The organism is Bradyrhizobium sp. 956_D2_N1_4 (genome assembly GCF_052076025.1).
Classification (GTDB): Bacteria; Pseudomonadota; Alphaproteobacteria; order Rhizobiales; family Xanthobacteraceae; genus Bradyrhizobium; species Bradyrhizobium barranii.
Genome location: NZ_CP197237.1, coordinates 1,620,306 through 1,645,398, shown reverse-complemented (window position 1 = coordinate 1,645,398; position 25,093 = coordinate 1,620,306). Strand labels below are relative to the sequence as shown.

Sequence of the window (25,093 nt, the reverse complement as noted above, 5' to 3'; positions counted from 1 at the left end):
CCTCGGAGGATCATCCGCGCCTGCCATCGCCCGCGCAACCCGCAATTTGCATGGCGCATATGATTTGTTCGATACGCAGCTCAAGCCGCGAAGGTCGACCGCAAGCGCCGCCAGCCGATGACGATGCCGGTGACGGAAAATGCCAGCCCCAGCAAGCAGAGCCCGACGACCAGGATATCGCGCAGACGCGGATGCGCCATGAGAACGGGAAAATCGAGCGTGTGAAGCGCGCTATAGAACCAGCGATAGGCGCGCCGCGAGGCATCCAGTCTTTGCAGCACGCGGCCGTCGGCACCGTCGATGTCGAACCAGAGGTCGCCGCATCGGGAGCGATAGACGGGCGCTCCGGGGACAACGGAGTGCGCGGGATAATCGTCATTGTCGGCTAGAACGGACGGGGCGCCACAGCCCGGCGCAAGGCGCGTCGTCAGGTCATGGACATCCCTCTCGCCGAGGAATGCCACCTGGCGGCTGCGGATCGCCTCCCCCGTTTTGGTCAAGGCCTGACTGGCGAGGCCGGTACGGTCGCGCCGGTAGACAACACCGTTGACGGCGAACCATTCGACTTCGCGAGCCGACGGCTGACCGACCGGTGGGGCCGTCGTCCAGTCAGGCGCGGCATACACCACGCCCGCTTCGGTCGGGGTCAGTTCCCCGCGCGAGAACAGCCGGCCGTGATCCATCGAGAGCCAGCCACTGAAACTCCAGGTCAGCACGAAAACGGTCGCGACGAGACCAATGATGTGATGCAGGGCGTGCCAGCCGCGATAAGGCGACGAAACCCCGCGCCCTCGAATCCTGATCCTGATAGTTCCAAGCACCGCGCCGAGCGTCGCGGCGATAAAAGCCACCAGCGACAATGTCGAGACCACCCGATCCCAAAGGGACCAGTTGCTCCTCAGGACCGTCGGATAGATCCAGTGCAGGACGCTGCCGGCCCAATTCCAGCCGCGTTCGCTGCGGGTCGTATCCAGCACGACTTCGCCGGTGCGCGAGGAGACATAGACCTCGGTTCCGGCCGCATCGCCAAGAGCGACGCGCAACAGAGGCCGGTGTCGATCAAAGCCGTTGGGTACGCTCCATTGATCATAATCCGCGCCCGAAATCATCGACGCCCGCGCGGCATCGAGCCCGCGTTGCCGGGCATGATCCCGCGCGATACCGACCGCGACGTCGGCGGACGTCACCGATGCATCCCGTCCGTCGGAGGCATGGACCGCACGCACACGCGACGGGTTCGACACGACATAGACCGGCCCGTCGCTCCGCTGGACCAGGCGAACGCGCGTGGCGTCCGCGATCCCGCTCGCGGCGACGGCCTCCGCGACCGCAATCCTCACCGCTCCGCCAGCCACCGGCGCGAGCCCGGCAAAACGTTCCGCTTCCGCCAATGACGGAAACGGGACGAAGTGCATCACGATTCCGCTCGCGAACCACATCGCGAACAGCAGGCAGAACGCGATCCCGAGCCAGCGATGCAGCAGCACGATCGCGTTCATCATGTGGTCAGCGCCCTACCATTTGAACGCGGCCGAGAGCTCATAGGTCCTGGGCGCACCGAGCAGGATCTGGTCGGGATAGAACGGATCGCCCCAGATCGCGTAGCGCTTGTTGGTGATGTTGCGCACGCGGAAGCCCAGACGGGCCTGGTCGACCGCGTTGAACACCGTCTTCGGGATGTCGACGAAGGCGTAGACGTCGGCGACGGTGTAGGCCTTCATCGTCACGACGTTGGCATCGGTGTTGTAGCGGTCGCCGACATAGCGGCCCGTGATGCCGAGCTCCACCGGCCAGGGCGTGAAGAACCGGTACGACGCACCGGCATTGGCCACGACACGCGGCACGTTCGGCGGCGTGTTGCCGGAGAACGAACCACCGGCAAAATTGTAGTCGGCATAGCGTGCATCGACATAGGCGATGTTGCCCCAGAGCCGCAGGGGATCGATCGGGCGTACGGCCGCGGCGAGCTCGACGCCCTTCGACTCCTGCCGTCCCGCGATGTTGAGCTGCATGCCGCCAGCCGCCGCATAGACGTTCTTGCGCTCGATATCGTAGGCCGAGAACGACCATTCCGCCCTGTTGTTCCACAACAGATGCTTGACGCCCGTCTCATAGGTGCGCGAGGTCGTCAGGTCGAGCGGCTGGGCTGGCCCAAGCAGGAAGATGTTGTTGGCTGAGACGTCAGCACCGGTCGCGTACTGACTGAAGAAGGTCAGGCCGGGAACGGCGTCCCAGGTATAGCCAATGCGACCCGTCGTCGGGACCCAGGACTTCGAGAACGGGAAGTTCGCCTTTTCCAGCCCGGCGGCGTCGGTCGAGTTGCGGTCAAGCCCGATATGCTCGACGCGGAGGCCGCCGACCAGCGCGAAGGTTCGCGTGAGCTTCACCCGGTCCTCGAACGACAGCGCCTCGTTGTCGATGCGCGCGGTCTGCTGCTGCGTCGTGAGCAGGCCGTAAAGGCCACCGTCGGGATTGACGAGCGAGACGTAATCGTCCGGGAAGTTGGCCGCGCCTGGCCTGACGAAATCGAGATAGCTGGACGAAAGTGTCGTGACCAGGCGGTTGTCGAAGCCTGCGATATTAGCGTCCCAAATCAGGTCGGTAATGTTGCCGACAAGGCGTTGGCTATGTGCAACATAGAAGCGCTCGCGATCGACCATGTTCGAGTTGGGCAGGCCCGTACTGGCATTGAAAGCCTCGATCTCGTTGTTGAACCAGGTACGCTCCGCGCCATAGGCATAGGCTTGGCTCTTCAGCGTCAGGTCAGGCGCCAGCTTCAGTTCGAAGCCGCCGCGCAGCCACACCTCTTGTGCCACGTTGCGGTTGTCGAGAACGTTGTAATTGGTGTTGAAGGTACGATCGTCGATCGTGATCGCACCGAGATTCGTTTTGTTGAAGTTCGAGACGTAATTGCCCGAAACAATCCCGCTCGTCGCATGCGAACTGCTGAAGGCGACCGGTACCAGCGGTGCGCCCCAATAGGCCTTCGAGCGATCTTCCCGGTACTCGATCGCGCCCCAGATCTTGAGGCTGTCGGAGATGCGGTAATTGAGCTGGCCAGACACATCCAGCGTCTTGGTATTGGTGTCGTCGGCAAAGCCATTGAGCGAGGCGCGGCTGATGTCGAAGCGGTAGTCGAGCCCCTGCAAATTGGTGCTGCCGCCCGAGCCGTAATGGACGCCGAACGAGTTGAGCGAATCCCAGGAGAAGTCAGCGTCATTCCGGATCGGCCCGGTGTGTGGCTGCTTCGTGATCAAGTTGATTGCGCCACCGGCGGCACCTTCGCCCGACATTAGCGAGGCCGGACCTTTCAAAAATTCCACGGCTGCGAGATTGGCCGTATCCGTGATCCGCGAGGTCATGTTCTGCGGACCGATCTTGATGCCGTTGTAGAGCATGTTGATCTGGCTGTTGGTGAAGCCACGCATGGAGAAAGCCGCGGGCTCGGCCGGATTGTCGCCGGAGGTGACACCGACCGCGCCCTGCGCAACCTCCGACACGGTGCGATAGCCCTGCTCCCGCGTGGTCTCGGCCGAGATGACCTCGACGGTCGCGGGTGTCTCCTGCACGGTCAGGCCGAGGCGCGAGGCGCTCTCGGCAACCACATTGGTGTTGAGCGGCGTCTGCGCCGCCGCGGTCGGCACGACGGGCTTGGCCGCGGCCGATGCGGCCGCTGGCCTGCGCGATGCTGCGCGGCGTGGGCTCTGCGCGTCCCGGGCCGCCGGCTTTGCCGGTTTGCGGGATTGGGCGGGCGACACCTCGACCGGCGGCAGCGGCTCGCGGGCCTGCTGCGCCAGCGCTGCGGGCAGATCGGCGACTGCAAATGAAGTAAGCGCGGCGGAAGCGAGCAGGAAGCAACGCGGTCGTACAAGACGAATGGAAGACACAGTTCGGGACCTCGGTATGACGTCAGTGGCACGTCACAGCGAACCAGGTCCCACCTCCGGCCTTTGAGCCTTCCGATGAAGCCGAATGTCTGTACTCCCCGACCGACATCTTCGCGTGTGACCACGGCTGACGGCAGGTCTCCTGGCTCGCGGGTCAGTACCTTGCATCGCCTTCCCGGGACCGAGATACCCAGTGGCTCGTGACGCAAGATTCGCCGCTTACAGTTGCGGGGGCAGCCGCGGCATTGGGGACAAAATCCCCGCACCGCATTCCCTTTTCATCCCCACTCGGGGAAACCGTCAAAGCCATCTAGGATTACCGACAAGACAGAGTCAATGTGCCGGTGCGACGTTATTACCACCGCGACCAACTTCCTTGGAGATAGGTATGGAAGGCGAGACCTTCCTCTGGCTGATACGGCATGCGCCCGTCGACGGCGTCAAAGGGACGATCCATGCGGCCGACGCGCCCGCCGATCTCGGCGATCGCGTGCAACTGGAGGCGTTGCGGCAGAGGCTTCCGCCAGATGCTGCGAGCTTGGCGAGCCCGGCGCGACGTACGGTTGAGACGGCGCGCGCGCTGGGACTCGAACCCGCGTTGGTGCCCGAATTAAGTGAGCAGGATTTTGGCGACTGGACCGGCCGGCGGCATGACGAGCTCGCGGCGACCGGCGGCGAGACCTATGCGCAGTTCTGGAGCGATCCGGCGCACGGGCGGCCGCCGGGCGGCGAAAGTTTTGAGGATCAGGTCGTGCGCGTCCGGCTGGGTCTCTCGCAAATCGGCGCCGGCTCGGCAACGCTCGTCGTTCACTCCGGCACCATCCGCGCCGCGCTCTGCATTGCGCTGGATCTGACACCACAAGCGGCCCTGCGCTTCGTGATCGATCCGTTGTCACTGACCCGGATCGACCGGCTCGCCACCGGCTGGCGCGTCGTCGCGGTCAATCAGCGCGCGGCTTGAGCCGGGTCAGGCCGGGCGATCCGGCACATTGGCCTGCGCGAAGGTCGCCATGCCGTTGTGAAGGCTGCACGCGAGCCGCACCAGCGGCAGCGCGATGGCCGCACCCGATCCTTCGCCGAGCCTGAGATCGAGGCTGATCAACGGCTGCACGTTCAGCGCACGCAACACCAGCCGATGCCCCTGCTCCGCCGATTGATGCGACGGCAGCAGGAATGGCTGGCACGACGGGTTCAGCCGTACCGCCGCCAGCGCCGCCACCGATACGATGAAGCCATCGATCAACACGGGAACGCGGGCTTGCGCAGCCGCAATGATGGCGCCGCAAATCGCCGCGATTTCGAGGCCGCCGACGGCGCACAGGATTTTTTCCGGCGAAGCGCCCGCAATGCCGTGATGCGCAATCGCCGCATCGATCACACCCGCCTTGTGCGCGCGGCCGGCCGCGTCGACGCCGGTACCGCTGCCCGCGATCTCCTCGGCACTGATGCCGAGCAGGCTCGCCGCAATCGCCGCCGACGTCGTGGTATTGCCGATGCCCATCTCGCCGAAGATCAGGAGATCGGGCCTGCCGGCTGCCGCGCGCGCGACTGCGCGCTGACCGGCTTCGAAGGCGAATGCCAGCTCCGTGGGGGTGAGCGCTGCTTCCACGCTGAAGTCGCGCGTGCCGCTGCGCGGCTTGTCGGTGACGATTCCTGCCATCTCCTCCTGTGCCAGCGTGCCGGCGTCGACGACCTCCAGGCCTGAGCCAAGCTCACGCGCCAGCACCGAGATCGCGGCACCGCCCGAGGCAAAATTCGCCATCATCGCGATGGTCACTCCTTGCGGATAGGCCGACACGCCCTGCGCGACGATGCCGTGATCGCCGGCGAAGACGATGATCGGCACTCGCGCAGCGCGCGGTTGCTCGGTCGCCTGCAGGCCCGCAAGCTCGACCGCAAGCTGCTCCAGCCGGCCGAGCGCGCCGGCCGGTTTTGTGAGTTGCGCCTGACGCGCGAGCGCCGCCTCGCGATGGACAGCGGAGACCTCGGGGCATTTCCGGGTGACCCATTCGGGGAGCATGCTGCCTCGCTTACGGCCTGCGCTTGAGAATGTAGCTGTCCATGATCCATCCGTGCCGCTCGCGCGCATCCTGTCGCGCGGCGACGATGCGCGGGCCGATCTCGGCCAGAACGCCCGACATGACGATCTGATCGTGCATACCGAGATAGGCGCCCCACCAGATGTGCAGCCCGGCTGGATCGAGCGACTGGAAAGCCGTGCCGCCGTCGAGCATCACCACCACGGTATCGACGCCCTGCGGCCAGCCGCCTTCGCGCAAGCGGCGCCCCGTCGTGACCAGGAAGGGCTCGCCGATGTCGTTGAGCGGCAGCGCATGCGCCGCGCACAGCGCCTGGATCGAGGTGATGCCCGGCACGACCTCGATATCAGGCAAGGGATCGAGCCGCCGCGCAATGCGCAGCGAGGAATCGTACAGCGAGGGATCGCCCCAGATCAGCAGCGCGACCTTGCCTTTACCTTCGAGATGGCTGGCGATCGTCCGCGACCACGCCGCGGCCACGGCATCGTGCCAGTCGTCCACGCCCTTGTGATAGTCCGCTTCACCGGCATCGCGCACAGGAAGATCGAACTCGGCAATGCGCGTCGTTGGATTGGTGAGTACATCCGCGCAGATCGTCCGCCTGAGATCTGCGAGATCGGACTTCGCCGTCCCCTTGCGCGGGATCAGGATGAGATCGGCCGCGTTGATGGCTTGAACGGCGGCGCGCGTGAGCTGCTCGGGATCGCCGCAACCGATGCCTATCAGGGAGAGTGTCAGCATCGTGAGTGCGAAGGGCGGCCATCACGGCCGCCCGTTCGCTTGTCTCTCAAGCCGCGTTATGCAAACGCGGGGTAACGAGGCCGGGCGCGGTGACGCCGCGCAGCGACTTCGCCAGCGCCAGCACACCGAGGTCGGCCAGCGGCTCGATCACGATGACGAGCGCGTAGGAGGCCGCGAAGGTCGCGATGTTGACGAGGTTGGTCGCACCGAAGCCCGAGCCATAGAGCGCCCAGAACGCAACCCAGGCGATGACGCCGGCCTGATACGTGGTCGACAGCGCCAGCGCCTGGCGATACCTGAGATCGACATAGGCGGTGTTGCGGGCAATGATCCGCGCGGCGATCGCCTGGATCCCGAACAGCGGCACCAGCAGCGTGGTGACGTTCATGCCGAATTGCGGCAGATCGGGCGGCTCGAAGAAGATGCCCTGGAACAACAGTCCGAACGCAAGGCCGAAGGCCGCGGGCGCTGCCCCAAACAGCAGGAACAGGGTCGAGCCGAGGATGAAGTGCACCTCGGAGACGCCCACCGGGAAGTGCGGCAGGATCTCGAAGAAGACGAAAACGAGGCCCGTGGTGGCGAGCGTCCGCGCCGCGAACGACGTGATGCCCTGCTCGCGCACGGTCTCGACCGCGAGCTTCAGCGCAACGCCGCCGACTGCGATGCCGGTTGCGTAACTCAACACGAGCTTGGCGCCCGATACGACTCCGGGTTCGATATGCATGGTTCAGTTCCTTCCTGCCGTCACACCCGACGGCCTTGGCCACAAGACATGCACGGCCGGTCTCCTGGCTCGCGGTTCACTGGGGTTCTCCGGCCTTCCCGGGCCTTGCGGCCCAGTGGCTGATCGGAGTCCCTCACCGCTTACAGTCGCGGGGGCGGCTGGGGTTTTGGGCGGCGCAACTGTCCGCCCACCCCCATTCCCGATTATGCTCCGGCGGTTTGCGCCGCCTCGAGCACCATGCGTCTCCTGTGTGCCCCTTTCGCCAGCCGGGCGTCAAGGGGCGAAGGGCGGCCGGGACGGTCCTGACGGATAATCGCCCGCCAGCGCGCCAAACAGGATCACCGCCGCCGTCGAGGCCGCGCCGCCCCGCGCAAGCTGTTCCGCCAGCTCGGCAATGGTGGTGCGGACCAGCCGCTCGTCGGGACGACCGAGGGATTCGGCGAACAGCGCCGGGGTATCAGGGGCGAGGCCGTGCTCGATCAATTTTGCGACAAGCGCCGGAAAGGTGCGCCGGCCCATATAGACGACGGTGGTCGCTTCGGGATCCGCCAGCGCCGCCCAGTTCAAATTCTGCGGCAGCTCGCCGGTGACATCGGCCCCGGTCACGAACTGCACCCGGCGCGAGGTGTGGCGCCGGGTCAGGGGAATGCCGGCTTGCGCGGCGGCGACACAGGCCGAGGTGATTCCGGGAATGATCTCGTAGCCGATGCCGGCTTCGCGCAGAGCCTCCAGCTCCTCCTCGAGCCGGCCAAAGATACCGGCATCGCCCGATTTCAGCCGCACCACACGGACGCCGGCCGCGGCGTAATCGATCAGCAGGCGGTTGACGTGGTGCTGCTTGGTCGAGGGCCGCCCTGCCCGCTTCCCGACCGCGACGAGATTGGCGCCGGGCCGGGCCAGATCGAGGATCGCGCCCGAGGCGAGGTCGTCATAGAGCACGACGTCGGCATCGCGCAGCCGCGCGGCGCCTTTGAGCGTGAGGAGCTCGGGGTCGCCGGGGCCGGCCGAGATGAAAGTGACAAAACCGCTCACCGATCCTCCGCGATCAGATGGAAGAACGTGCCGGTGGCTTGTCCCCGCCGCGAGCCGGTCTCGGCGATGATCGCGCCTGTTGCATCGTGCACGACCGCCAGCGGCGTATCCGGCTGCGCGACAATCGTCGAATAGTGGAACTCGTGACCGCGCAGGCGCGCGCCGACCTGATGGCCCGGCATCGGCGCGGCGAGCGCAGCGAGACGATAGCCGAGATGCATGCGGCGCTTGGCAAAGCTCGTCTCCAGTCCGAGCAGGCCCGTCATCTCATGACGGACGCCGTCGGCGTCGGTCAGAGCGGTTCCCAGCACCATATAGCCTCCGCATTCGCCGTGCACCGGCCGTGTGTCAGCGAAGGCGCGCAAGCCGCTGCGAAAGCGCGCATTGGCCGCGATCGTGCCGGCATGCAGTTCGGGATAGCCGCCGGGCAGCCAGCAGACATCGGCGCTCGCGTCAGGCGCTTCATCGGCAAGCGGCGAGAATGTCGAGATCTCGGCGCCGGCCGCGCGCCAGGCCTCCAGCATGTGCGGATAGATGAAGGAGAACGCGGCATCGCGGGCCAACGCAATGCGCTGCCCGGGCGGCGTCACGTTCATGCCGTTTGCCGCCGGTTGCGGCGAACAGCTTGCTGCCGCCCGCAGCACCGCATCGAGATCGACATGCTCGGCGACGAAGCGCGCGGCTTCGTCGATCAGCTTGCCGATCTCGGCCTGCTCTTCGGCCTGCACCAGGCCGAGATGCCGTTTCGGCAGGCTGATTTCTGCATGACGCGGCAGCGCGCCGAACACGGCGATGCCGGCGTCGTTCAGTGCACGCCGCACGAGATCTTCATGTCGCGGGCTGGCGACGCGATTGAGCACCACGCCGGCAAGGCGCACGCCGGCACGATAGTCGCGAAGGCCTGCGGCGATCGCCGCCGCCGTCTGCGCCTGTCCGGAAGGATCGATCACCAGCAGCACCGGCCAGCCCAGCATCTCCGCAATGTCGGCGGTGGCGCCGGTGCCGGAGACGCCGCGCGCGGCGACGCCGTCGAACAGGCCCATCGAACCCTCCGCGAGCACGACATCGGCATCAGTGCCGCGACCCACGAGATGAGCAATCGTCCCGCGATCCATCGCCCAGCTATCGACGTTGACGGAAGCGCGCCCCGTCGCAGCGGCATGGAAGGCGGGATCGATATAGTCGGGCCCGCTCTTGAAGCACTGCACGTTCAATCCGCGATTGCGCCAGGCGCGCGCCAGCGCCAGCGTCAGCGTGGTTTTGCCGACGCCGGAGGCCGGCGCCGAGATGACAAGCCCTGCCGGCATCACGATGCCTCCGGAAAGCGCGGATCGGCGCCGACCGGCCGATAGCGCCGATCGTAATCGGCGGCATAGAGGCGGCTCTCGTCAAAATCCGCCGCTCCAAGCGTCTTGCCAACCAGGATCAGCGCGGTGCGCTCCATCTCGGTGCCGACGGCGGCATCGAGCGTCGCCAGCGTGGCGCGAACGATGCGCTGGTCCGGCCAGCTCGCGCGCCAGACGATCGCGACGGGGCAATCCGCGCCGTAATGCGGCGTGAGCTCGGCGACGACCTTGTCGAGCAGATGGATCGACAGATGGATCGCGAGCACCGCACCGGTGGCGGCGAACGCCGCGAGCTTTTCGCCCTCAGGCATCGCGCTGGCGCGGCCCGGCGTGCGCGTCAGCACGACTGACTGGGCAAGACCGGGCAGCGTCAGCTCAATCTCTAGTGCAGCTGCTGCAGCCGAAAACGACGGAACACCTGGCGTGACCGTGTAGGGAATACCGAGCGCGCGCAGGCGACGAAGCTGCTCGCCCATCGCCGACCAGATCGAGAGATCGCCGGAATGCAGGCGGGCAACATCCTTGCCGGCGGCATGCGCGGCGGCGATCTCCGCGATGATCTCGTCAAGCGACAGCGGCGCGGTGTTGACGATCCGTGCACCGGGCGGGCAATGCGCCAGCACGCCCTCGGGCACCAGCGAGCCCGCATAGAGGCAGACCGGACAGGCCGCGATCAGGTCGCGTCCGCGCAACGTCAGCAAATCCGGAGCGCCCGGCCCTGCACCGATGAAGTGCACCGTCATGCGCCGTCTCCTTCCGCGATCGCGGCGGTCGCGGTGCGATCCCGCGAGACCGCCCGCGTCGCAATCAATCGCGCGCGAGGACCAGCGGCAACGAGCGCCGCGGCTTCGGCGACCGAGCCCGTGCCGAACTTCTCCGCGACGAGCTCCGATTGCGTCGGCGTCTCGATGCCGGCCAGCATGTCCGCCGGAACCGGCTTGATCGGCACGCCGCATTCACGCGCGAGCTGTTTGAGCGGCTCCGCGTCGGCCTTGTCGCTGACAGTCGCGACCGCCGCAAGGCCCTCGGGACCACCCGCCGCCAGCAGCGCCTCGCGCAGCGAAGCCAGCGTGACATCCTTTTTGAATCCGAGTCCGGCGACTTTCATCGAACCGCACTCCATTGCACCACGGGCCGCGACGCTTCCCAGGACCGGTAGCGGCCGAGCGGCGCGGCATGGGCAATCTCGACCCGCATCAATTCGCCGCCGTGGCGCTGGTGCAGTTCGCCGAGCAGCGCCTCCGTCTCCAGCGTCACCGCATGCGCGACGAGCCGCGCACCCGGCGCAAGCCGCGGCCAGATGGCATCGAACATCGCGATATCGAGACCGCCACCGATGAAGACGGCATCCGGCGCTTCCAACGCAGCAAAAGCTTTCGGCGCGCTCCCCGTGATGACAGTGATCCGATGCGCCAATCCGAACGCTGTTGCATTGCTGCGGATATTCGCGGCACGATCCTCGCGCGCCTCGATGGCGGTCGCCGTCCCGCCGCACAGCGCCCATTCCACAGAGATCGAGCCAGAACCCGCGCCGATATCCCACAGCCGCTCGCCGGGTCGCGGCGCCAGCGCCGAGAGCGCCAGCGCACGCACCGGCCGCTTGGTGATCTGGCCATCATGCATGAAGAGATCGTCGGTCAGGCCGGAGCTGCGGGGAATGCCTTGCCCGCCCCTCGCCTCGACGGCCACTGCGACCAGGTTTTCGGCGAGATCGCCCGCAAAGCTGTCGGCACGATGCTCAGCGATGCTTTCGCGCGGCCCGCCGAGCGCGGCGAGAGTCCAGAACGCCGAGGCGCCACAACCGCGCTCGCTCAGCCATTTCGCGAGATCACCGGCGGCCTTGCCGTCACGCACGAGGCAAATGATGCGCGCACCTTGCACGAGATGCGGTACGAGACGCTCGAACGGCGCGGCATGAAGCCCGAGACAGGCGATGGCTTCGAGGCGCCAGCCGAGCCGCGCGGCGGCGAGCGAGAAGGTCGATGGCGCCGAATGCGCGATCCACTCGTTGGCATCGAGCTTCTCGGCGACACTTGCACCCGCGCCGTGCCAGAACGGATCGCCGGAGGCGAGTACCACCGTCGGCCGGCCGCGGCAGCTCAGCACGATGTCTGCGTCGAACGGCACCGGCCACGGACGACCGCGCCCCTCCACGTCAGCAAACGCGAGATGACGCTCGCCACCAAAAACAGTTTCTGCCTTGGCAAGCGCCTTTCGGCTTGCCTCGGACAGCCCGGCAAGGCCATCTTCGCCGATACCGATGATGGTCAGCCAGGGATCAGCCATGACGCGCGCCCTCATTCTGGGCGGAACCGCCGATGCGAGCTTGCTCGCCGCGGAAGTCGCACGCGCGCGCATCGACGCCGTGTATTCCTATGGCGGCCGAACCCGCGCGCCCGCCGATCAGCCGCTGCCGACCCGCATCGGCGGCTTCGGCGGCGTGAGCGGGCTTGCCGACTATATTCGCCGTGAGCGCATCACGCATGCGATCGACGCCACGCATCCCTTCGCTGCCGAGATGAGCCGCCACGCGGTCCAGGCGTGCGCGCAAACGGGAACGCCGCTGATCGCGCTCGAGCGCGCGCCTTGGACGAAGGCGCCCGGCGACACCTGGATCGAAGTCGCCGACGTCACCGCCGCGCTCGCTGCGCTGCCCGAGACGCCGGCAAAAATGTTCCTCGCCATCGGCCGGCAGCACATCGCGCCCTTCGCGAGCAAGCCACAGCACACCTACACGCTGCGGTTCGTCGATCCGCCCGAAGCACCGCTGCCCTTCGCTGCGGACGTGATCGTGTCGCGCGGGCCATTCACGTTCGACGGCGAGCTCGAAATGATGCGCACGCGCGGCATCGCATGGATTGTCGCCCGCAATTCCGGCGGCGACGGCGCACGCGCCAAGATCGACGCGGCCCGCACGCTCGGCCTGCCCGTGATCATGATCGCGCGGCCAAAACTGCCCGAACGGTTGCGGGTTGAGAGCGTGGCCGAGATCATGCAGTGGCTCGGTCATCGCGCCTGCCTCGGGGCATAGACCCAGCGGCCGACGCGGCGCGTCTGCGAGTTGCCGACGATCACAAGCGTGCGCATGTCGGCCATCTCAGGCGTCGCTTCGTTCAGCGTGACGGTCTCGATCCTTTCATCAGCGGCGCTGATCGCGCGCGCGAAGATCACGAGGCGCTCGCCGCAGCCGGTGTCCTTCAACACCGCAAGCGCGCGGCCAAAACCCTCCGGCCGGCTTGCCGAGCGCGGATTGTACATCGCAATGGCAAAATCGGCTTCCGCGGCCAGCCGCAGGCGCTTCTCGATCACCGCCCACGGCTTGAGATTGTCGGAGAGATTGATCGCGCAGAAATCATGGCCGAGCGGCGCGCCGGCGCGCGCGGCCGCCGCCAGCATCGCTGTGATACCGGGCAAAACGCGAATGGGAAGCTCGCGCCATTGCGGCGCCTGTTCGAGCGCCTCGAACACGGCCGACGCCATCGCGAAGACACCGGGATCGCCGGAGGAGACGACGACGACCTGCCCGCCTTCGGCCGCAAGCCGCAGGGCCTCGCTCGCGCGCTGCAGCTCTTCGCGATTGTCGGAGGGGTGCAAGGTGAGCCCTGCCCGCGGCGGCACGCGCGCAACATAGGGCGCATAGCCCAGAATGTCGGTTGCGGCGGCAAGGGCGGCGGAGACCTCGGGCGTCACCAGCGCATCGCTGCCCGGCCCGAGGCCCGCGATGATCAGCGTGCCCGTCATTCGGCGGCGTCCAGATGCCGGCCCTTGCCGTGCACGAGCACAATCGCAAAATAGGGACAGTCGGCGGCATCGATATCGGCGAGCCGCACCACGCGCTCGCCCGGCATGGTGCCGCGCTCGACCAGCCAGGCATCGTCCAGCCGGCCGGCGGACGCCAGCGCGCGACGCACCTTTGCGAGATTGCGGCCGGTCTTCATGATGACCAGCGCATCGGAATCGCGCATGCGCCGCTCGAGTTCGTCTTCGGCGAGCGTCCCCATCAGCACCGTCGTCACGTCGTCGCCAAGCGCGATCGGCTGTCCGACGCCGTTCCAGCAGCCGACCATGCCGGGAATGCCGGCGATCACCTCGATCTCGACACGGCCTTGCAGGCGCGTGTGCAGATGCATGAAGGAGCCGTAAAAGTAAGGATCGCCCTCGCAGAGCACGACGACGTCCACCGCACGCGAAAGCCGCGCCAGCCGTTCCGCCCATTCGTCGTAGAAGCCGGCCAGCAGCTGCACATATTCCGGGCTATCGAAGGCGAGCTCCGTCGTAACAGGATATTCCATTGCGTATTCGGTGACGTCGGAGGCCAACATGCCTTCGACGATGCGGCGCGCCTGGCCGGGCCGGCCCTTCTTGCGAAAATAGGCGACATGCTTCGCAGCCCGCACCGTCCGGTCAGCGCGCACGCTCATCATATCAGGATCGCCGGGGCCGAGACCGCAGCAGATGATGCGTCCCATGGCTATTCGCTCCGGCTCGCCAGTGCATTCACGGCGGCGACCGTGATCGCGGAGCCGCCGAGGCGGCCCTCGACTGTCAGCGCCGGCACCGGCGGATCGGCCATCAGCGCGGCCTTGGATTCGGCCGCGCCGACGAAGCCGACCGGGCAGCCGATGATCGCTGCGGGCCGCGGGCAGCCCGGGTCCTCGAGCATGTTGAGGAGATGAAACAGCGCGGTCGGCGCGTTACCGATCGCAACGATTGCGCCGTCGAGATGCGGTCGCCACAACTCCAGCGCCGCAGCCGAGCGCGTATTGCGCATGGACTGCGCGAGCGCGGGAACGGCCTCGTCGCCGAGCGTGCAGATCACGGCGTTGGCCGCCGGCAGTCTCGCGCGCGTAATTCCTTCCGAGACCATGCGCGCGTCGCACAGGATCGGGGCGCCTCTCTGCAAGGCCGCGCGCGCAGCAGTCGCCATGCCTGATGTGAAGCGGATATGCGCCTCGAGGCCAACCATGCCGGCGGCGTGGATCATCCGCACCACCACCTGCTCCTCGTCCGGCGAGAAGCGCGCAAGATCCGCCTCGGCCCGGATGGTCGCGAAGGATTGCCGGTAGATCGCCGCGCCGTCGGTCTCGTAGGTGTGCGGCATCAGTGGCCTCCGACCAGGATGGAGGGATCGCTGACGATGTCGGCACCGTTGAGGCCGCGCAGAACCGGCTCGTCGCGGGTCGAGCCGTCGCGGACGAGATCGAATCCGGCGCTGGTCGCAACCAGCGTCACCGCGGACGCGCCGGAACGCGCGCAGCCCTTGGCGCAGCCGGAGACGTGAAGGCGCGTATCGAGGGCGATGCGCGGCGCAAGGGCGGAAGCGAGTGCGCGGGTGTCGGCATGCGCCTCGCGGCAACGCGGGGCGCCGCTACAAGCAATCACGCGCAACGCCGGATCGTAAGGCTCGGTGATGAGGCCTGCCCCGCTCGGCATCTCGCGCTTGCCCTCGCTCAACACCATCCGCCATGGCGTCATGCGCAGCGCATGTCCGCAGCCGGAAAATTGATGGAGCGTCGTGTGCAGCATCTGCCCGAACGCCACGCCGACCAGGGCGCCATGCGGATAATGCCCGGGTCGTGACGCGGCCATGACCGGAGCAGGCTCGGTTTCGCCGCTCAAAGACTCAGGCAATACCGAGCCTACCGCGATATGAGCTGCCATGCGCCCTCGCCCGCCCTTCGCGCCGCCGGACGAGATGAACCAGTTCGCGAGCGCGAGGGCCGTGCTTACGGTCTCACCGCGCGCGACCGAGCGGCCCAGCCTTGCGCCATCGGCCCGCACCAGGAGCCGGCCGCCGTGATCGCGCTCGATGCGCACGTCGGCGGAATCGCCGGCGAGTACGCGCGACTTTCCATCGTCGATGGCGAAGCCGAACTTTGTGGGGAGATCGAGCGTGCTGTCGGCGAGCGCTTCCTCAAGCTCCGCGGCGAGCGCCTGTGTCTCATCACCGCTGTTCCAGAACGGCGTCACCAAAATGTTGCGCCGGGCTTCGATGTCGGTATCGGGGTCGAGCAGCCGCAGCAACGCGAGTCCATCGAGCAGCCGGCGATGGCCTTGCTCGCTGACGCCTCTGATCTGGAGGTTGGCGCGGCTCGTCACATCGATGAGACCATTGCCGTAGCGTTCGGCGAGCTCAGCAAGCCCGGCGACCTGTGCAGCTTCGAGGCGCCCGCCGAACGGGCGCACGCGAACCACCAGCCCGTCGCCCGATTGCATCGGGCGCAACGCGCCGGGACACCAGCCCTTGATCGCGGCCGCACTCATGAAGCCTCCTTCAGCGCAGCCGCGATCGAATTGCGGCGCGTTCGCCAGAGCGAGGCTTCGTGCAGGCGTGTGAAGCAGGTCTCCATCGCGGCGAGCGCCGCCGGATTCTCGCGGGCCATGAAGGTGCGGACATCGGCGTCGCCGAGCGTCGCATCGTAGTAGAGATCGAACAGATGCGGCGGCACGGCGCCGGCCAGATGCGCGAAGGCGGCCATGTGCTCCAGCGTCGCGGTGATCTCGGCGGCACCGCGAAAACCGTGCCGCATCATGCCGGCGATCCAGGCCGGATTGGCCGCGCGTGCGCGGACGACGCGGGAGATTTCCTCGGTCAGCGTCCGCGCGTGCGGCTGCTCGGGCCGCGTCGTATCGAGGTGATAGAGCGATGGTCCTGCCGCACCGAGATGCGCTGCGGCCGCCGCGATGCCTGCTTCATGCGCGGCGTAATCCGCGGCGAGCAGAAGATCGGTCTCCGGCAAGTCCTGGACGTGCACGAAAGCATCGGCGGATGCGAGCCGCGTCTCGATGCCGGCCCGATCCGGCTGCATCGCACCGTCCGCGGAGAACGCCCAGGACGATGCCGACAGCCAGGCTTCGCCGGCGGCATCACGCGTCTCGGCCGTAAAGGCATCGGGGATCGCGGACAGACCCACGCCGTATTGGCCGGGGCGCGGCGCGAACACACGCGAGGCGCGGTGACGATAGGGATTCTCGTCGCCCTCCTCCTCGCGCGTTGCGAGCGCCTCGGCGGCGGCCTCGAACAATTGCGCAAGGCCGGAGAAGACATCGCGGAACAGGCCCGACACGCGCAGCGTGACGTCGATACGGGGGCGCCCGAGCTCCGTCGGTGCGATGATGTCATAGCCGGTGACGCGGCCGGAGGCGTGATCCCAGCGCGGCGCAAGGCCGGCGAGATGCAGCGCCATGGCAAACTCCTCGCCGGCGGTCCGCATCGTCGCGGAGCCCCAGAGATCGACCACGAGGCCTTTCGGCCAGTCGCCGTGATCCTGCAAATGGCGACGCAGCAGCTCTTCCGCGAGCCTGATGCCTTGCGCATGCGCCGACGGCGTCGGCACCGCGCGCGGATCAACGGCAAAGAGATTGCGTCCGGTCGGCACCACGTCCTGGCGTCCGCGATACGGCGAGCCCGATGGCCCCGGCGCAACGCGCTGTCCCGCTAGCGCGGCACGCAACGCATCGCGCTCCGCGTCGGCGCAGGTGCCGCGGCCGAACACGTGCAACCCGTCGCCGAACTGGCTCTCCTTGAGATCGCAGACGAAGCGATCGATCCGCGGGATCGCTTCCGCCGGTGCAGCCGATGCATCGAGACCGAGATCGTCTTCGAGCCCTGCCGCACGCGCTTCGTCGCGAATCGCGGCGATCAGACGCTGACGTCGGGCGGGGTCGAGACCATCGGCGGTCGAATATTCGTCCAGCAAACGTTCGAGCCGGCGCAGGCCGTCCGGCACCGCGGATTGTTCCAGCGGCGGCGGCAGATGGCCGATGGTGACGGCACCCAAGCGCCGCTTGGCCTGCGCGGCCTCGCCGGGATCGTTGACGATGAAGGGATAGATGACCGGCAGATCGCCGATCAGGGCTTCCGGCCAGCAATGTGAGGACAGCGCCACGGATCTTCCGGGCAGCCATTCCAGCGTGCCATGCGCGCCCATGTGCACGACGGCGTCAAAACCCTGCTGCCGGAGCCAGAGATAGAACGCGACATAGGCGTGGCGTGGCGTGCGGGCGAGATCGTGATAGTCGGCATCGCGCGTGGTCGCATCGCCGCGCTCGGGCTGAACCGCGATGATCGATTGGCCACTTGCGATGGCCGCGAACTGAAATGCACCGTCGCGACAGCTCGGGTCATCCTCCGGCGCGCCCCAGGCCTGCGCGAGATCATCCTGCAAGGCTTGCGGCAAGCGCGAGAGCGCCGCGCGGTAGTCGGCGACGCTCCAGGTCAAGTTCTGCTTGAGCAGCGTCTCGCCGAGCGCCTGAACCGGCGCAACATCGATGCCGGACTCGGTCAGGTCAGACAGCAATGCCTCGACCGACGCCAGCGCATCGAGACCAACCGCATGCGCGATCTGATGCGGACGGCCCGGGTAGTTCGAGAGCACGAGCGCCACCCGTTTCTCGGCGGCTGGCGTCTCCGCGAGGCGCCGCCAGGCCGCAACGCGCGCGGCGACGGCGTTCACGCGCTCCTCGTCAGGGCGGTGCGCCAGATGCGAAAATTGCAGATCGGGATCGCGCTCCGCCGCCGATTTGAAACTCACCACGCCCGCGAACAGGCGGCCGTCGACCTCCGGCAGCACCACATGCATCGCGAGATCGCCGGGCGACAGGCCGCGCAGCGACTCCGCCCAGTCTTCGCGCCGTGCCGATGAGAGCGCGACCTGGAAGACGGGACATGATGCAGCATCGAACGGTGTCGTGCCGTCGTCGCCCATCGCCGAGAACGCCGTCGCGTTGACGATCGCGGCCGGAGGATTCGTCGCGAAATAGGTCCGCAGCCAGTCCGCAACGCCCGGAGCCTTCAGCGAGGTGACGAACGCGCCGTACGCGTCAAAGCCGCGCTCGCGCAGCGCCGCGATCAGGGCGTCGACCGGCCCGGTATCCGCGGCGGTGAGATAGGAACGATAGAAGGTCACGAACGCGAGCGGCTTTCCCTCGCCTGCCATCGGCGCAGCAATGACGCCACGCGCGGGATCGTAAAAGCCCATCTCAGGCAGGTTCATCTCGCCGACGACCGGGCCTGCGTAAAGGCCCGAGGCCAACGCGAGCTGCGCGATCGCGGCCTGGGCTGCAACAGGACCGCCGGTGTCGCAGAGCACCTTGAGCCGGCGCAGCGTCGAAACCGGCAGGGTCGAGTAGGCATCGAGCCGCGTGTCGTCGCGGCCGTCGGCCGGCAGCACGGCCAGCACGATGTTGCGGTTCTTCGCAAGCTGCTGCAGGGCCGCGAGCCCGTACGGCCAATAGGACTCACCGCCGATCAGGCGCACCAGGATGCCGCGCGCCTGCGACAGCGTGCGCTCGATATAGGTGTCGACCGACAACGGATGACGCAGCTCCGCGAGATTGGCGAGCCGCAGCGACGGCAGGCTGTTACGGCCGCGCCGCCAGCCGGCCGCGAACGCGGCAAGGTCGGAATCCGAGTACGAGAGCACCACGAGATCGGCCGGGTCCTGGCCGATGTCCCTTGGCGTCGCGGTCTCCTCGAGACCGCGGCTCTCGCGGAAGACGACGTGCATCAGATACCAGATCCTGAAAGCCCAAGTCCGACCTTGATCGCGGCCTCGTCGATATCGCCGTGCTCGCCGATCACGACAAGCTTCGACTGCCTGAGAGCTGCGCCCCAGGGCTTGTCGAACTGGTGGCGCACGCGCTCGCCGACCGCTTGCAGCAACAGGCGCATCGGCTTGCCCGCGACCGCGATATAGCCCTTGACGCGCAGCACGTTCTGCTCGCGCGAAAGACGCTGCACCGACGCGACCAGTGCGTCGATGTCGCTGATTTCAGGAAGATCGATCACAACGGAGGCGAAATCGTCGTGCTCGTGATCCTCCTCGCCGTCGTGATGCGAGGGGCGCGCGGCGAGATCGTTCTCTGCGGCGGCGCCAAGGCCGAGGATGACACGCGCATCGATCGCGCCATCGGTGACGGATAGCATCGGCACGCGGCGCGGCATCTCGGCGGTAATGGCGGCCTTGGCGGCTTCGATCCCTGCGGCCCCCGCAAGATCGGCCTTGGTCAGCAGCACGATGTCGGCGCAGGCGATCTGGTCCTCGAACACTTCCGACAGCGGCGTCTCGTGATCGAGATTTCCATCCGCTGCGCGCTGCGCTTCCACGGCAGCCGGGTCCGGCGCAAAACGGCCGGCGGCAACAGCCTCGGCATCGGCCAGCGCGATCACGCCGTCGACCGTGATCCGCGAGCGGATCTCCGGCCAGTCGAACGCCTTCAGCAGCGGCTTCGGCAGCGCCAGGCCCGAGGTCTCGATCAGGATGTGATCGGGCCGCACCGGCCGCGCCAAGAGCTTTTCCATGGTCGGAATGAAATCGTCCGCAACGGTGCAGCAGATGCAGCCATTGGCGAGCTCGACGATGTTCTCCTCCGGGCAATTCGCATCGGCGCAGGATTTCAGGATCTCGCCGTCGACACCCTCGCTGCCGAACTCGTTGACCAGCACGGCGAGCTTCTTGCCGTCAGGGTTTGCGAGCAGATGCTGGATCAGCGTGGTCTTGCCGGAGCCGAGAAAACCCGTGACCACCGTCACAGGGACTTTTGCGAGCGAGTTCATTCGGCGGCCTCCGGCAACACGGCAATGGGGGGAATGCGGGCAAGCGACTGCTTGCGGAAGATTTCGGGACGGCTGCGCCAGGGCACGAGGCCGTCGGGCGCGGCGGCATAGGCCGCAGCACCCGCGACCACGTCGCTCGCATGGGCCTCTGACAGACGGCCATAGACATAGGACCAGCGGCCGGGCGCGCTGAGCGCAACCGAGCAACCCTGGCTGCATGCCGACAGGCATTCGACGGGAACCACATTGACGCCCTCGGGCACGCCGGCGTCGAGGATCGCACCATGCAGGCGCTTGCCGGGCGTCGTCTCACCCTCGTCGAGCGTCTGGCCGGCACGGCAGGTAATACAGACGTGAAGTGTGACGGTCATCGCCTCTTCCAGGATAAACAGCGGGAGGCGAAGAGGCACACGGACCATTCCCCCGAAGGTCCGTTTCCCCGTCGCGGAACACCCCGTCCGCCGGTCCAAAACTCGTCCGCGCTGGCAGGTCTCCCGGCTTGCGGAGCAGGGCTTTTGGCCCTTCGATCCCCGCCTTCCCGATCCCCTGGGGGATCAGTGGCTTCGGGCATCTCTCCGGTCACGGTCGCGGGGGCGGCTGCAGTTTGGAGCCGAATCTTGTCGATTCGGACCCTATCGCATTCCCTCTTCGCCTGTCATAGGACAGGAACCAACGCCGGGCCACCATTTGCCCCCGGCCGCCTCTTGTCAAGCCGAAGGACCCTGTCAGATGACGCCTGAACCGGATACCCAAACGGCCGAGGAAACCGACGCCCGCCACGCCGCGAAAATGGCGAAAATCAAGGTCGCCCGCGACAAGATCATGGCGACCAAGAGCGGCGAAAAGGGCCTCATCATCGTCCACACCGGCGCCGGCAAGGGCAAGTCCACCTCCGCCTTCGGCATGATCGTCCGCTGTGTCGCCCATGGCTTCCCCTGCGCGGTCGTGCAGTTCATCAAGGGCGCCTGGGACACCGGCGAACGGCGCCTGCTCACCGGCCATTTCGGCGAGCTCTGCCAGTTCCATGCGATGGGCGAAGGTTTCACCTGGGAGACGCAGGACCGCGCCCGCGACATCGCCGCAGCACAGGCCGGCTGGGCGAAGGCCAAGGAGCTGATCTCAGATTCCAATCTGCGCATGGTCGTGCTCGACGAGATCAACATCGCGCTGCGCTACGACTATCTCGACATCGCCGAGGTCGTCGACTTTCTGAAAACGCACAAACCGCCGATGACGCATGTCGTGCTCACCGGGCGCAACGCCAAGGACGAGCTGATCGAGATCGCCGATCTCGTCACCGAGATGACGCTGGTCAAGCACCCCTTCCGCTCCGGCATCAAGGCGCAAGCCGGCGTCGAGTTCTGACGACGCCAGATTCTGAAAACACCATGGCGCGCGCATTGATGATCCAGGGGGCCGGCTCGGACGTGGGCAAGTCGCTCATCGTCGCCGGCCTCGCGCGCGCCTTCACGCGGCGCGGCCTGCGCGTGCTGCCCTTCAAGCCGCAGAACATGTCGAACAACGCGGCCGTCACCGTCGACGGCGGCGAGATCGGTCGCGCCCAGGCGCTGCAGGCGCTGGCCGCCGGCGTCGAGCCGCACACCGACATGAACCCGGTGCTGCTGAAGCCGGAGACCGATGTCGGCGCACAAATCATCGTCCAGGGAAAGCGCATCGCGACCGCGCGGGCGCGTGAATATGCGGCGATGAAACCGTCGCTGATGGGCGCGGTGCTGGAAAGCTTCGAGCGGCTGAAAGCGCGCGCCGATCTGGTGCTGGTCGAAGGCGCCGGCAGCCCGGCCGAGGTCAACCTGCGCAAGGCCGACATCGCCAATATGGGCTTTGCACGCAAGGCCGACGTGCCGGTCGTGCTGGTCGGCGACATCGACCGCGGCGGCGTCATCGCCCAGCTCGTCGGCATCAAGACGGTGATCAACCCCGACGATGCCGCGATGATCGAGGGTTTCGTCATCAACAAGTTCCGCGGCGACCCCTCGCTGTTCGACGACGGCTACAAGCTGATCGAGCAGAAGACCGCGTGGCGCGGCCTTGGCGTGCTGCCCTGGTTCGCGCGCGCCGGCGAGCTGCCAGCCGAGGATGCGCTGGGGCTGAGCGACGCGCGCAAGCCGGGCCAGTGCAAGATCGCCTGCCTCGCGCTGTCGCGGATCGCCAATTTCGATGATCTCGATCCGTTGAAGCTCGAGCCTGGCGTCGATCTCGTGATGGTGCGGCCGGGCGAAGCCATCCCCGGCGACGTCCGCCTCGTCATCATCCCCGGCTCGAAGTCCACCCGCGGCGATCTCGCCTTCCTGCGCGCGCAGGGCTGGGACATCGATCTCCTGGCGCATCACCGCCGCGGCGGCCATGTGCTTGGCCTCTGCGGCGGCTATCAGATGCTCGGGCGCAACGTCGCCGACCCCGATGGCATCGAAGGCCCTGCCGGCGACACGTCGGGTCTCGGACTTCTGGACGTCGCGACCATGATGAGCCCGCAGAAGACACTGACGCGCGTCGCGGCCGTGCATGCCGCCACGGACCAGCCGATCGACGCCTACGAAATCCACATCGGCCGCACCGACGGACCGGATCGCGCCCGCCCGTTTGCGAAACTGAACGGCGAGCCCGAAGGCGCGATCTCACGCGATGGCCGCGTGCAAGGCAGCTATCTGCACGGCCTGTTCACGTCGGATGATTTCCGCAAGGCGTATCTCGCAAAGCTCGACATTCCGGCAGGCGACGAGCCTTATCACAGCAGGGTCGAGAGCGCGCTCGACGCCCTCGCCGATCACATCGAACAGCATCTCGACGTCGGCGGCCTGCTCGCGCTAGCGCGCTAGCGCCTCGGCAAGGCGCGTCCATTCGGCTTCGCTGCCGGGAAGCCCGAGGCGCAGCCATGCCGGCTCTTTCGCGAATACGCGCGACCAGATTTGGCTACGCGCCAGTTTCTCCTGCGCAGCAAGCGCATCAGGCGTCTCGTAGAGACGAAACAGCGGCGCACCACCGACGAGCCGCCAGCCTTGCGACTGCACGATGTCGTCGAGGCGGGCACAGTCGCGTGCGAGCCGCGCGGACGTGGCCTCGGCCCAGGCGTCGTCGCGCAAGGCGCGGCAGCCGATCGCGATCGCAGCTCCCGACACCGGCCATGGCCCCGACATCGCCGCGAGCTTGGCGATGTCGGCCGCACGGCCGAGCGCAAACCCAAGCCGCAGGCCGGCAAGACCATAGAACTTGCCGAAGGAGCGCAGGACCAGCAGTCCAGGCCGATCCGCCTCGGATGCGAGCGACAGCTGCGGGGCGGCATCGGCAAAACTCCCGTCGATGACGAGACGGCCGACGCGCGGCAGCAGCGCCAGCAAATCCTCTGGCGCAAAACGCCGGCCATCGGGATTGTTGGGATTGACGACGACGGCGAGATCTGTGCCCGCCAGCGCGTCGAGCTCGCCGACCTCCTGGACATCCCAGCCTGCAGCCGACAAGACCCCGGAATATTCGTTGTAAGTCGGCCCGAGGATGCGCGCGCGGCCGACTGGCGCGAGTTGCGGCAGCAATTGAATGGCGGCCTGCGCACCGCCCATTGCGACGATCGGCGCGCTTGTGCCGTAGGCATGCTGTGCCGCCTGATGCAGGCTCTCGATCTCAGCGCGCGACGGCAGCGCGTTCCATGCGCGCGGGCTCACCTCACCCACGGGATAAGGCAGGCGGTTGATCCCGGTCGACAGATCGATCCAGTCCTCCGCGCGCCCGCCAAAACGCTGCTGGGCCAGATCGAGATTTCCACCGTGCTCGCGCATGCCCCGTTCTTTCACGCGAAGGCCAGGATCGCAAGGAGGCCGGCGAGCAGCAGCATGGCGCGGCGGTAGATCGTTAACCCCTGGCTGATGTCCGCGGCAAGCGGATCGCGCGCGCCTTCGTTGAGCCAGGGCTCATCGGTCGCGCTGCCGCGATAGATGCGGGGGCCGCTGAGCCGCACGCCGAGCGCGCCCGCCATCGCCGCTTCCGGCCAGCCGGCATTGGGCGAGCGGTGACGGCGGGCATCGCGCGTCATGCACGACAGCGCCTCCGAGCGCCGCGACGCCAACAGGACGAACAGAAAGCCGGTCAGCCGCGCCGGAATGAAGTTTGCGACGTCGTCGATGCGTGCCGCGGCCCAGCCAAAAGCTTCGTGGCGTTCGCTGCGATGACCGATCATGGAGTCCAGCGTGTTGATCGCCTTGTAGCCCAAAATGCCGGGCAGTCCGAACAGCGCGCCCCAGAACACCGGCGCCACGATGCCGTCGGAGGCGTTCTCGGCGAGGCTCTCGATCGCCGCGCGCGCGATGCCGGCTTCGTCGAGCGTCGCGGGATCGCGTCCGACGATGCGCGACACCGCTGCGCGCGCAGCGGCGATGTCGCCCGCCTGTAAGGGCTTCGCGACGGCAGCGACATGATCATGAAGCGAGCGCAAGGCGACCAGCGGCCAGGCCAGCACACCCACGAGTATGATCTCTATCCATCCCCAGGGGAGCAAGGACTGAAGTACCCAGCCGATTGCGACCGAGATCGCAATCACCAGAAGCGCTCCAGCCACGCCCGCAGCACGGCGAAATGCCGGCGGATCGGACGCGCGATTCCAGGCGGCGTCGATGGCAGAGATCAGCCGGCCCAGCCAGGTCACGGGATGACCGATCCGCGCGAACAGCCACGACGGCCAGCCCAGCAGGGCATCCACCGCCATCGCCACCGCCATCGCCCCCGCAAAACCCACGCACGCCTCCTGTCCCGCCCCT

At 67.2% G+C, this 25,093-nt stretch carries 23 protein-coding genes and 3 riboswitches; of the genes, 4 read left to right on the top strand and 19 right to left on the bottom strand.

What is annotated here, in order from left to right; genetic code table 11:
- Window positions 1-80: 80 nt before the first annotated feature.
- Both AB7535_RS07425 and AB7535_RS07420 read right to left on the bottom strand, forming a co-directional pair.
- The gene (locus tag AB7535_RS07425) at window positions 81-1,502 is read right to left on the bottom strand and encodes a PepSY domain-containing protein (protein ID WP_085403142.1); all 1,422 of its coding nucleotides are present in this window, start codon (window positions 1,500-1,502) and stop codon (window positions 81-83) included.
- Window positions 1,503-1,514: 12 nt separating this feature from the next.
- Window positions 1,515-3,887 (bottom strand): TonB-dependent receptor, encoded by a 2,373-nt coding sequence (locus tag AB7535_RS07420; protein WP_439037255.1) that lies wholly within the window; start codon window positions 3,885-3,887, stop codon window positions 1,515-1,517.
- 115 nt (window positions 3,888-4,002) lie between these two features.
- Window positions 4,003-4,204, bottom strand: a riboswitch (cobalamin riboswitch).
- Between the two features lie 71 nt (window positions 4,205-4,275).
- Here AB7535_RS07420 and AB7535_RS07415 point away from each other — a divergent pair.
- Window positions 4,276-4,848: a histidine phosphatase family protein gene (locus tag AB7535_RS07415; RefSeq protein WP_085403140.1), complete on the top strand. Its 573-nt coding sequence runs from the start codon at window positions 4,276-4,278 to the stop codon at window positions 4,846-4,848.
- A 6-nt stretch (window positions 4,849-4,854) separates the two neighbouring features.
- Here the strand turns inward: AB7535_RS07415 and cobT are convergent, their stop codons facing one another.
- The 8 genes from cobT to cbiT all read right to left on the bottom strand — a co-directional run bounded on the left by cobT (window position 4,855) and on the right by cbiT (window position 12,055).
- Window positions 4,855-5,907 (bottom strand): nicotinate-nucleotide--dimethylbenzimidazole phosphoribosyltransferase, encoded by a 1,053-nt coding sequence (cobT, locus tag AB7535_RS07410; protein ID WP_085403139.1) that lies wholly within the window; start codon window positions 5,905-5,907, stop codon window positions 4,855-4,857.
- Between the two features lie 10 nt (window positions 5,908-5,917).
- Window positions 5,918-6,667, bottom strand: a complete 750-nt coding sequence (gene cobF, locus AB7535_RS07405) for a precorrin-6A synthase (deacetylating) (protein ID WP_085403138.1) — start codon at window positions 6,665-6,667, stop codon at window positions 5,918-5,920.
- A 46-nt stretch (window positions 6,668-6,713) separates the two neighbouring features.
- Window positions 6,714-7,391 carry an energy-coupling factor ABC transporter permease gene (locus tag AB7535_RS07400; RefSeq protein ID WP_063984424.1) on the bottom strand — a complete coding sequence of 226 codons (678 nt, stop codon included), beginning with the start codon at window positions 7,389-7,391 and terminating at the stop codon, window positions 6,714-6,716.
- Between the two features lie 37 nt (window positions 7,392-7,428).
- A riboswitch (cobalamin riboswitch) is annotated at window positions 7,429-7,646 on the bottom strand.
- Window positions 7,647-7,664: 18 nt separating this feature from the next.
- Window positions 7,665-8,423, bottom strand: a complete 759-nt coding sequence (cobA, locus tag AB7535_RS07395) for a uroporphyrinogen-III C-methyltransferase (protein WP_085403137.1) — start codon at window positions 8,421-8,423, stop codon at window positions 7,665-7,667.
- A complete protein-coding gene (locus AB7535_RS07390; protein WP_085403136.1) occupies window positions 8,420-9,730 on the bottom strand; it encodes a cobyrinate a,c-diamide synthase in 1,311 nt (436 codons plus the stop codon). Before AB7535_RS07390 ends, cobA begins: the two co-directional genes overlap by 4 nt.
- Window positions 9,730-10,512, bottom strand: coding sequence for a precorrin-4 C(11)-methyltransferase (gene cobM / locus AB7535_RS07385; protein ID WP_085403135.1), 783 nt, complete (start codon window positions 10,510-10,512; stop codon window positions 9,730-9,732). The genes AB7535_RS07390 and cobM overlap by 1 nt, the downstream gene beginning before the upstream one ends.
- Complete coding sequence (locus AB7535_RS07380) at window positions 10,509-10,877, bottom strand: cobalamin biosynthesis protein (RefSeq protein WP_085403134.1); 369 nt, start codon at window positions 10,875-10,877, stop codon at window positions 10,509-10,511. Before AB7535_RS07380 ends, cobM begins: the two co-directional genes overlap by 4 nt.
- Complete coding sequence (gene cbiT / locus AB7535_RS07375) at window positions 10,874-12,055, bottom strand: precorrin-6Y C5,15-methyltransferase (decarboxylating) subunit CbiT (protein WP_085403133.1); 1,182 nt, start codon at window positions 12,053-12,055, stop codon at window positions 10,874-10,876. Before cbiT ends, AB7535_RS07380 begins: the two co-directional genes overlap by 4 nt.
- Here cbiT and AB7535_RS07370 point away from each other — a divergent pair.
- A complete protein-coding gene (locus AB7535_RS07370; RefSeq protein ID WP_439037254.1) occupies window positions 12,054-12,800 on the top strand; it encodes a cobalt-precorrin-6A reductase in 747 nt (248 codons plus the stop codon). The two genes, cbiT and AB7535_RS07370, sit on opposite strands and share 2 nt — an antisense overlap.
- Here AB7535_RS07370 and cobJ read toward each other — a convergent pair.
- From cobJ to AB7535_RS07335, 7 genes are read right to left on the bottom strand one after another with little or no spacing between them, the layout of a single operon-like run.
- Window positions 12,776-13,510: a precorrin-3B C(17)-methyltransferase gene (gene cobJ, locus AB7535_RS07365; RefSeq protein WP_085403131.1), complete on the bottom strand. Its 735-nt coding sequence runs from the start codon at window positions 13,508-13,510 to the stop codon at window positions 12,776-12,778. The two genes, AB7535_RS07370 and cobJ, sit on opposite strands and share 25 nt — an antisense overlap.
- Window positions 13,507-14,238: a precorrin-2 C(20)-methyltransferase gene (locus tag AB7535_RS07360; RefSeq protein WP_085403130.1), complete on the bottom strand. Its 732-nt coding sequence runs from the start codon at window positions 14,236-14,238 to the stop codon at window positions 13,507-13,509. The genes cobJ and AB7535_RS07360 overlap by 4 nt, the downstream gene beginning before the upstream one ends.
- A 2-nt stretch (window positions 14,239-14,240) precedes the next feature.
- Window positions 14,241-14,870: a precorrin-8X methylmutase gene (locus AB7535_RS07355; RefSeq protein ID WP_085403129.1), complete on the bottom strand. Its 630-nt coding sequence runs from the start codon at window positions 14,868-14,870 to the stop codon at window positions 14,241-14,243.
- Window positions 14,870-16,033, bottom strand: a complete 1,164-nt coding sequence (gene cobG / locus AB7535_RS07350; RefSeq protein WP_085403128.1) for a precorrin-3B synthase — start codon at window positions 16,031-16,033, stop codon at window positions 14,870-14,872. The genes AB7535_RS07355 and cobG overlap by 1 nt, the downstream gene beginning before the upstream one ends.
- Window positions 16,030-19,278, bottom strand: coding sequence for a cobaltochelatase subunit CobN (cobN, locus tag AB7535_RS07345; protein WP_085403127.1), 3,249 nt, complete (start codon window positions 19,276-19,278; stop codon window positions 16,030-16,032). Before cobN ends, cobG begins: the two co-directional genes overlap by 4 nt.
- Window positions 19,278-20,327 carry a cobalamin biosynthesis protein CobW gene (gene cobW / locus AB7535_RS07340; protein ID WP_085403126.1) on the bottom strand — a complete coding sequence of 350 codons (1,050 nt, stop codon included), beginning with the start codon at window positions 20,325-20,327 and terminating at the stop codon, window positions 19,278-19,280. The genes cobN and cobW overlap by 1 nt, the downstream gene beginning before the upstream one ends.
- Window positions 20,324-20,698 carry a DUF1636 family protein gene (locus AB7535_RS07335; RefSeq protein ID WP_028148471.1) on the bottom strand — a complete coding sequence of 125 codons (375 nt, stop codon included), beginning with the start codon at window positions 20,696-20,698 and terminating at the stop codon, window positions 20,324-20,326. Before AB7535_RS07335 ends, cobW begins: the two co-directional genes overlap by 4 nt.
- A 96-nt stretch (window positions 20,699-20,794) precedes the next feature.
- A riboswitch (cobalamin riboswitch) is annotated at window positions 20,795-21,016 on the bottom strand.
- Between the two features lie 40 nt (window positions 21,017-21,056).
- On the opposite strand from AB7535_RS07335, the gene cobO reads away from it, so the two are divergent.
- Together cobO and AB7535_RS07325 are read left to right on the top strand one after the other, a co-directional pair.
- Window positions 21,057-21,692, top strand: a complete 636-nt coding sequence (cobO, locus tag AB7535_RS07330; protein ID WP_354075063.1) for a cob(I)yrinic acid a,c-diamide adenosyltransferase — start codon at window positions 21,057-21,059, stop codon at window positions 21,690-21,692.
- A gap of 23 nt (window positions 21,693-21,715) precedes the next feature.
- Window positions 21,716-23,164: a cobyric acid synthase gene (locus AB7535_RS07325; protein WP_085403124.1), complete on the top strand. Its 1,449-nt coding sequence runs from the start codon at window positions 21,716-21,718 to the stop codon at window positions 23,162-23,164.
- Here the strand turns inward: AB7535_RS07325 and cobD are convergent.
- Window positions 23,153-24,118 (bottom strand): threonine-phosphate decarboxylase CobD, encoded by a 966-nt coding sequence (gene cobD, locus AB7535_RS07320; RefSeq protein ID WP_439037253.1) that lies wholly within the window; start codon window positions 24,116-24,118, stop codon window positions 23,153-23,155. The genes AB7535_RS07325 and cobD overlap by 12 nt on opposite strands.
- Before the next feature lie 11 nt (window positions 24,119-24,129).
- Complete coding sequence (cbiB, locus tag AB7535_RS07315) at window positions 24,130-25,071, bottom strand: adenosylcobinamide-phosphate synthase CbiB (protein ID WP_085403122.1); 942 nt, start codon at window positions 25,069-25,071, stop codon at window positions 24,130-24,132.
- Between the last annotated feature and the right edge of the window lie 22 nt (window positions 25,072-25,093).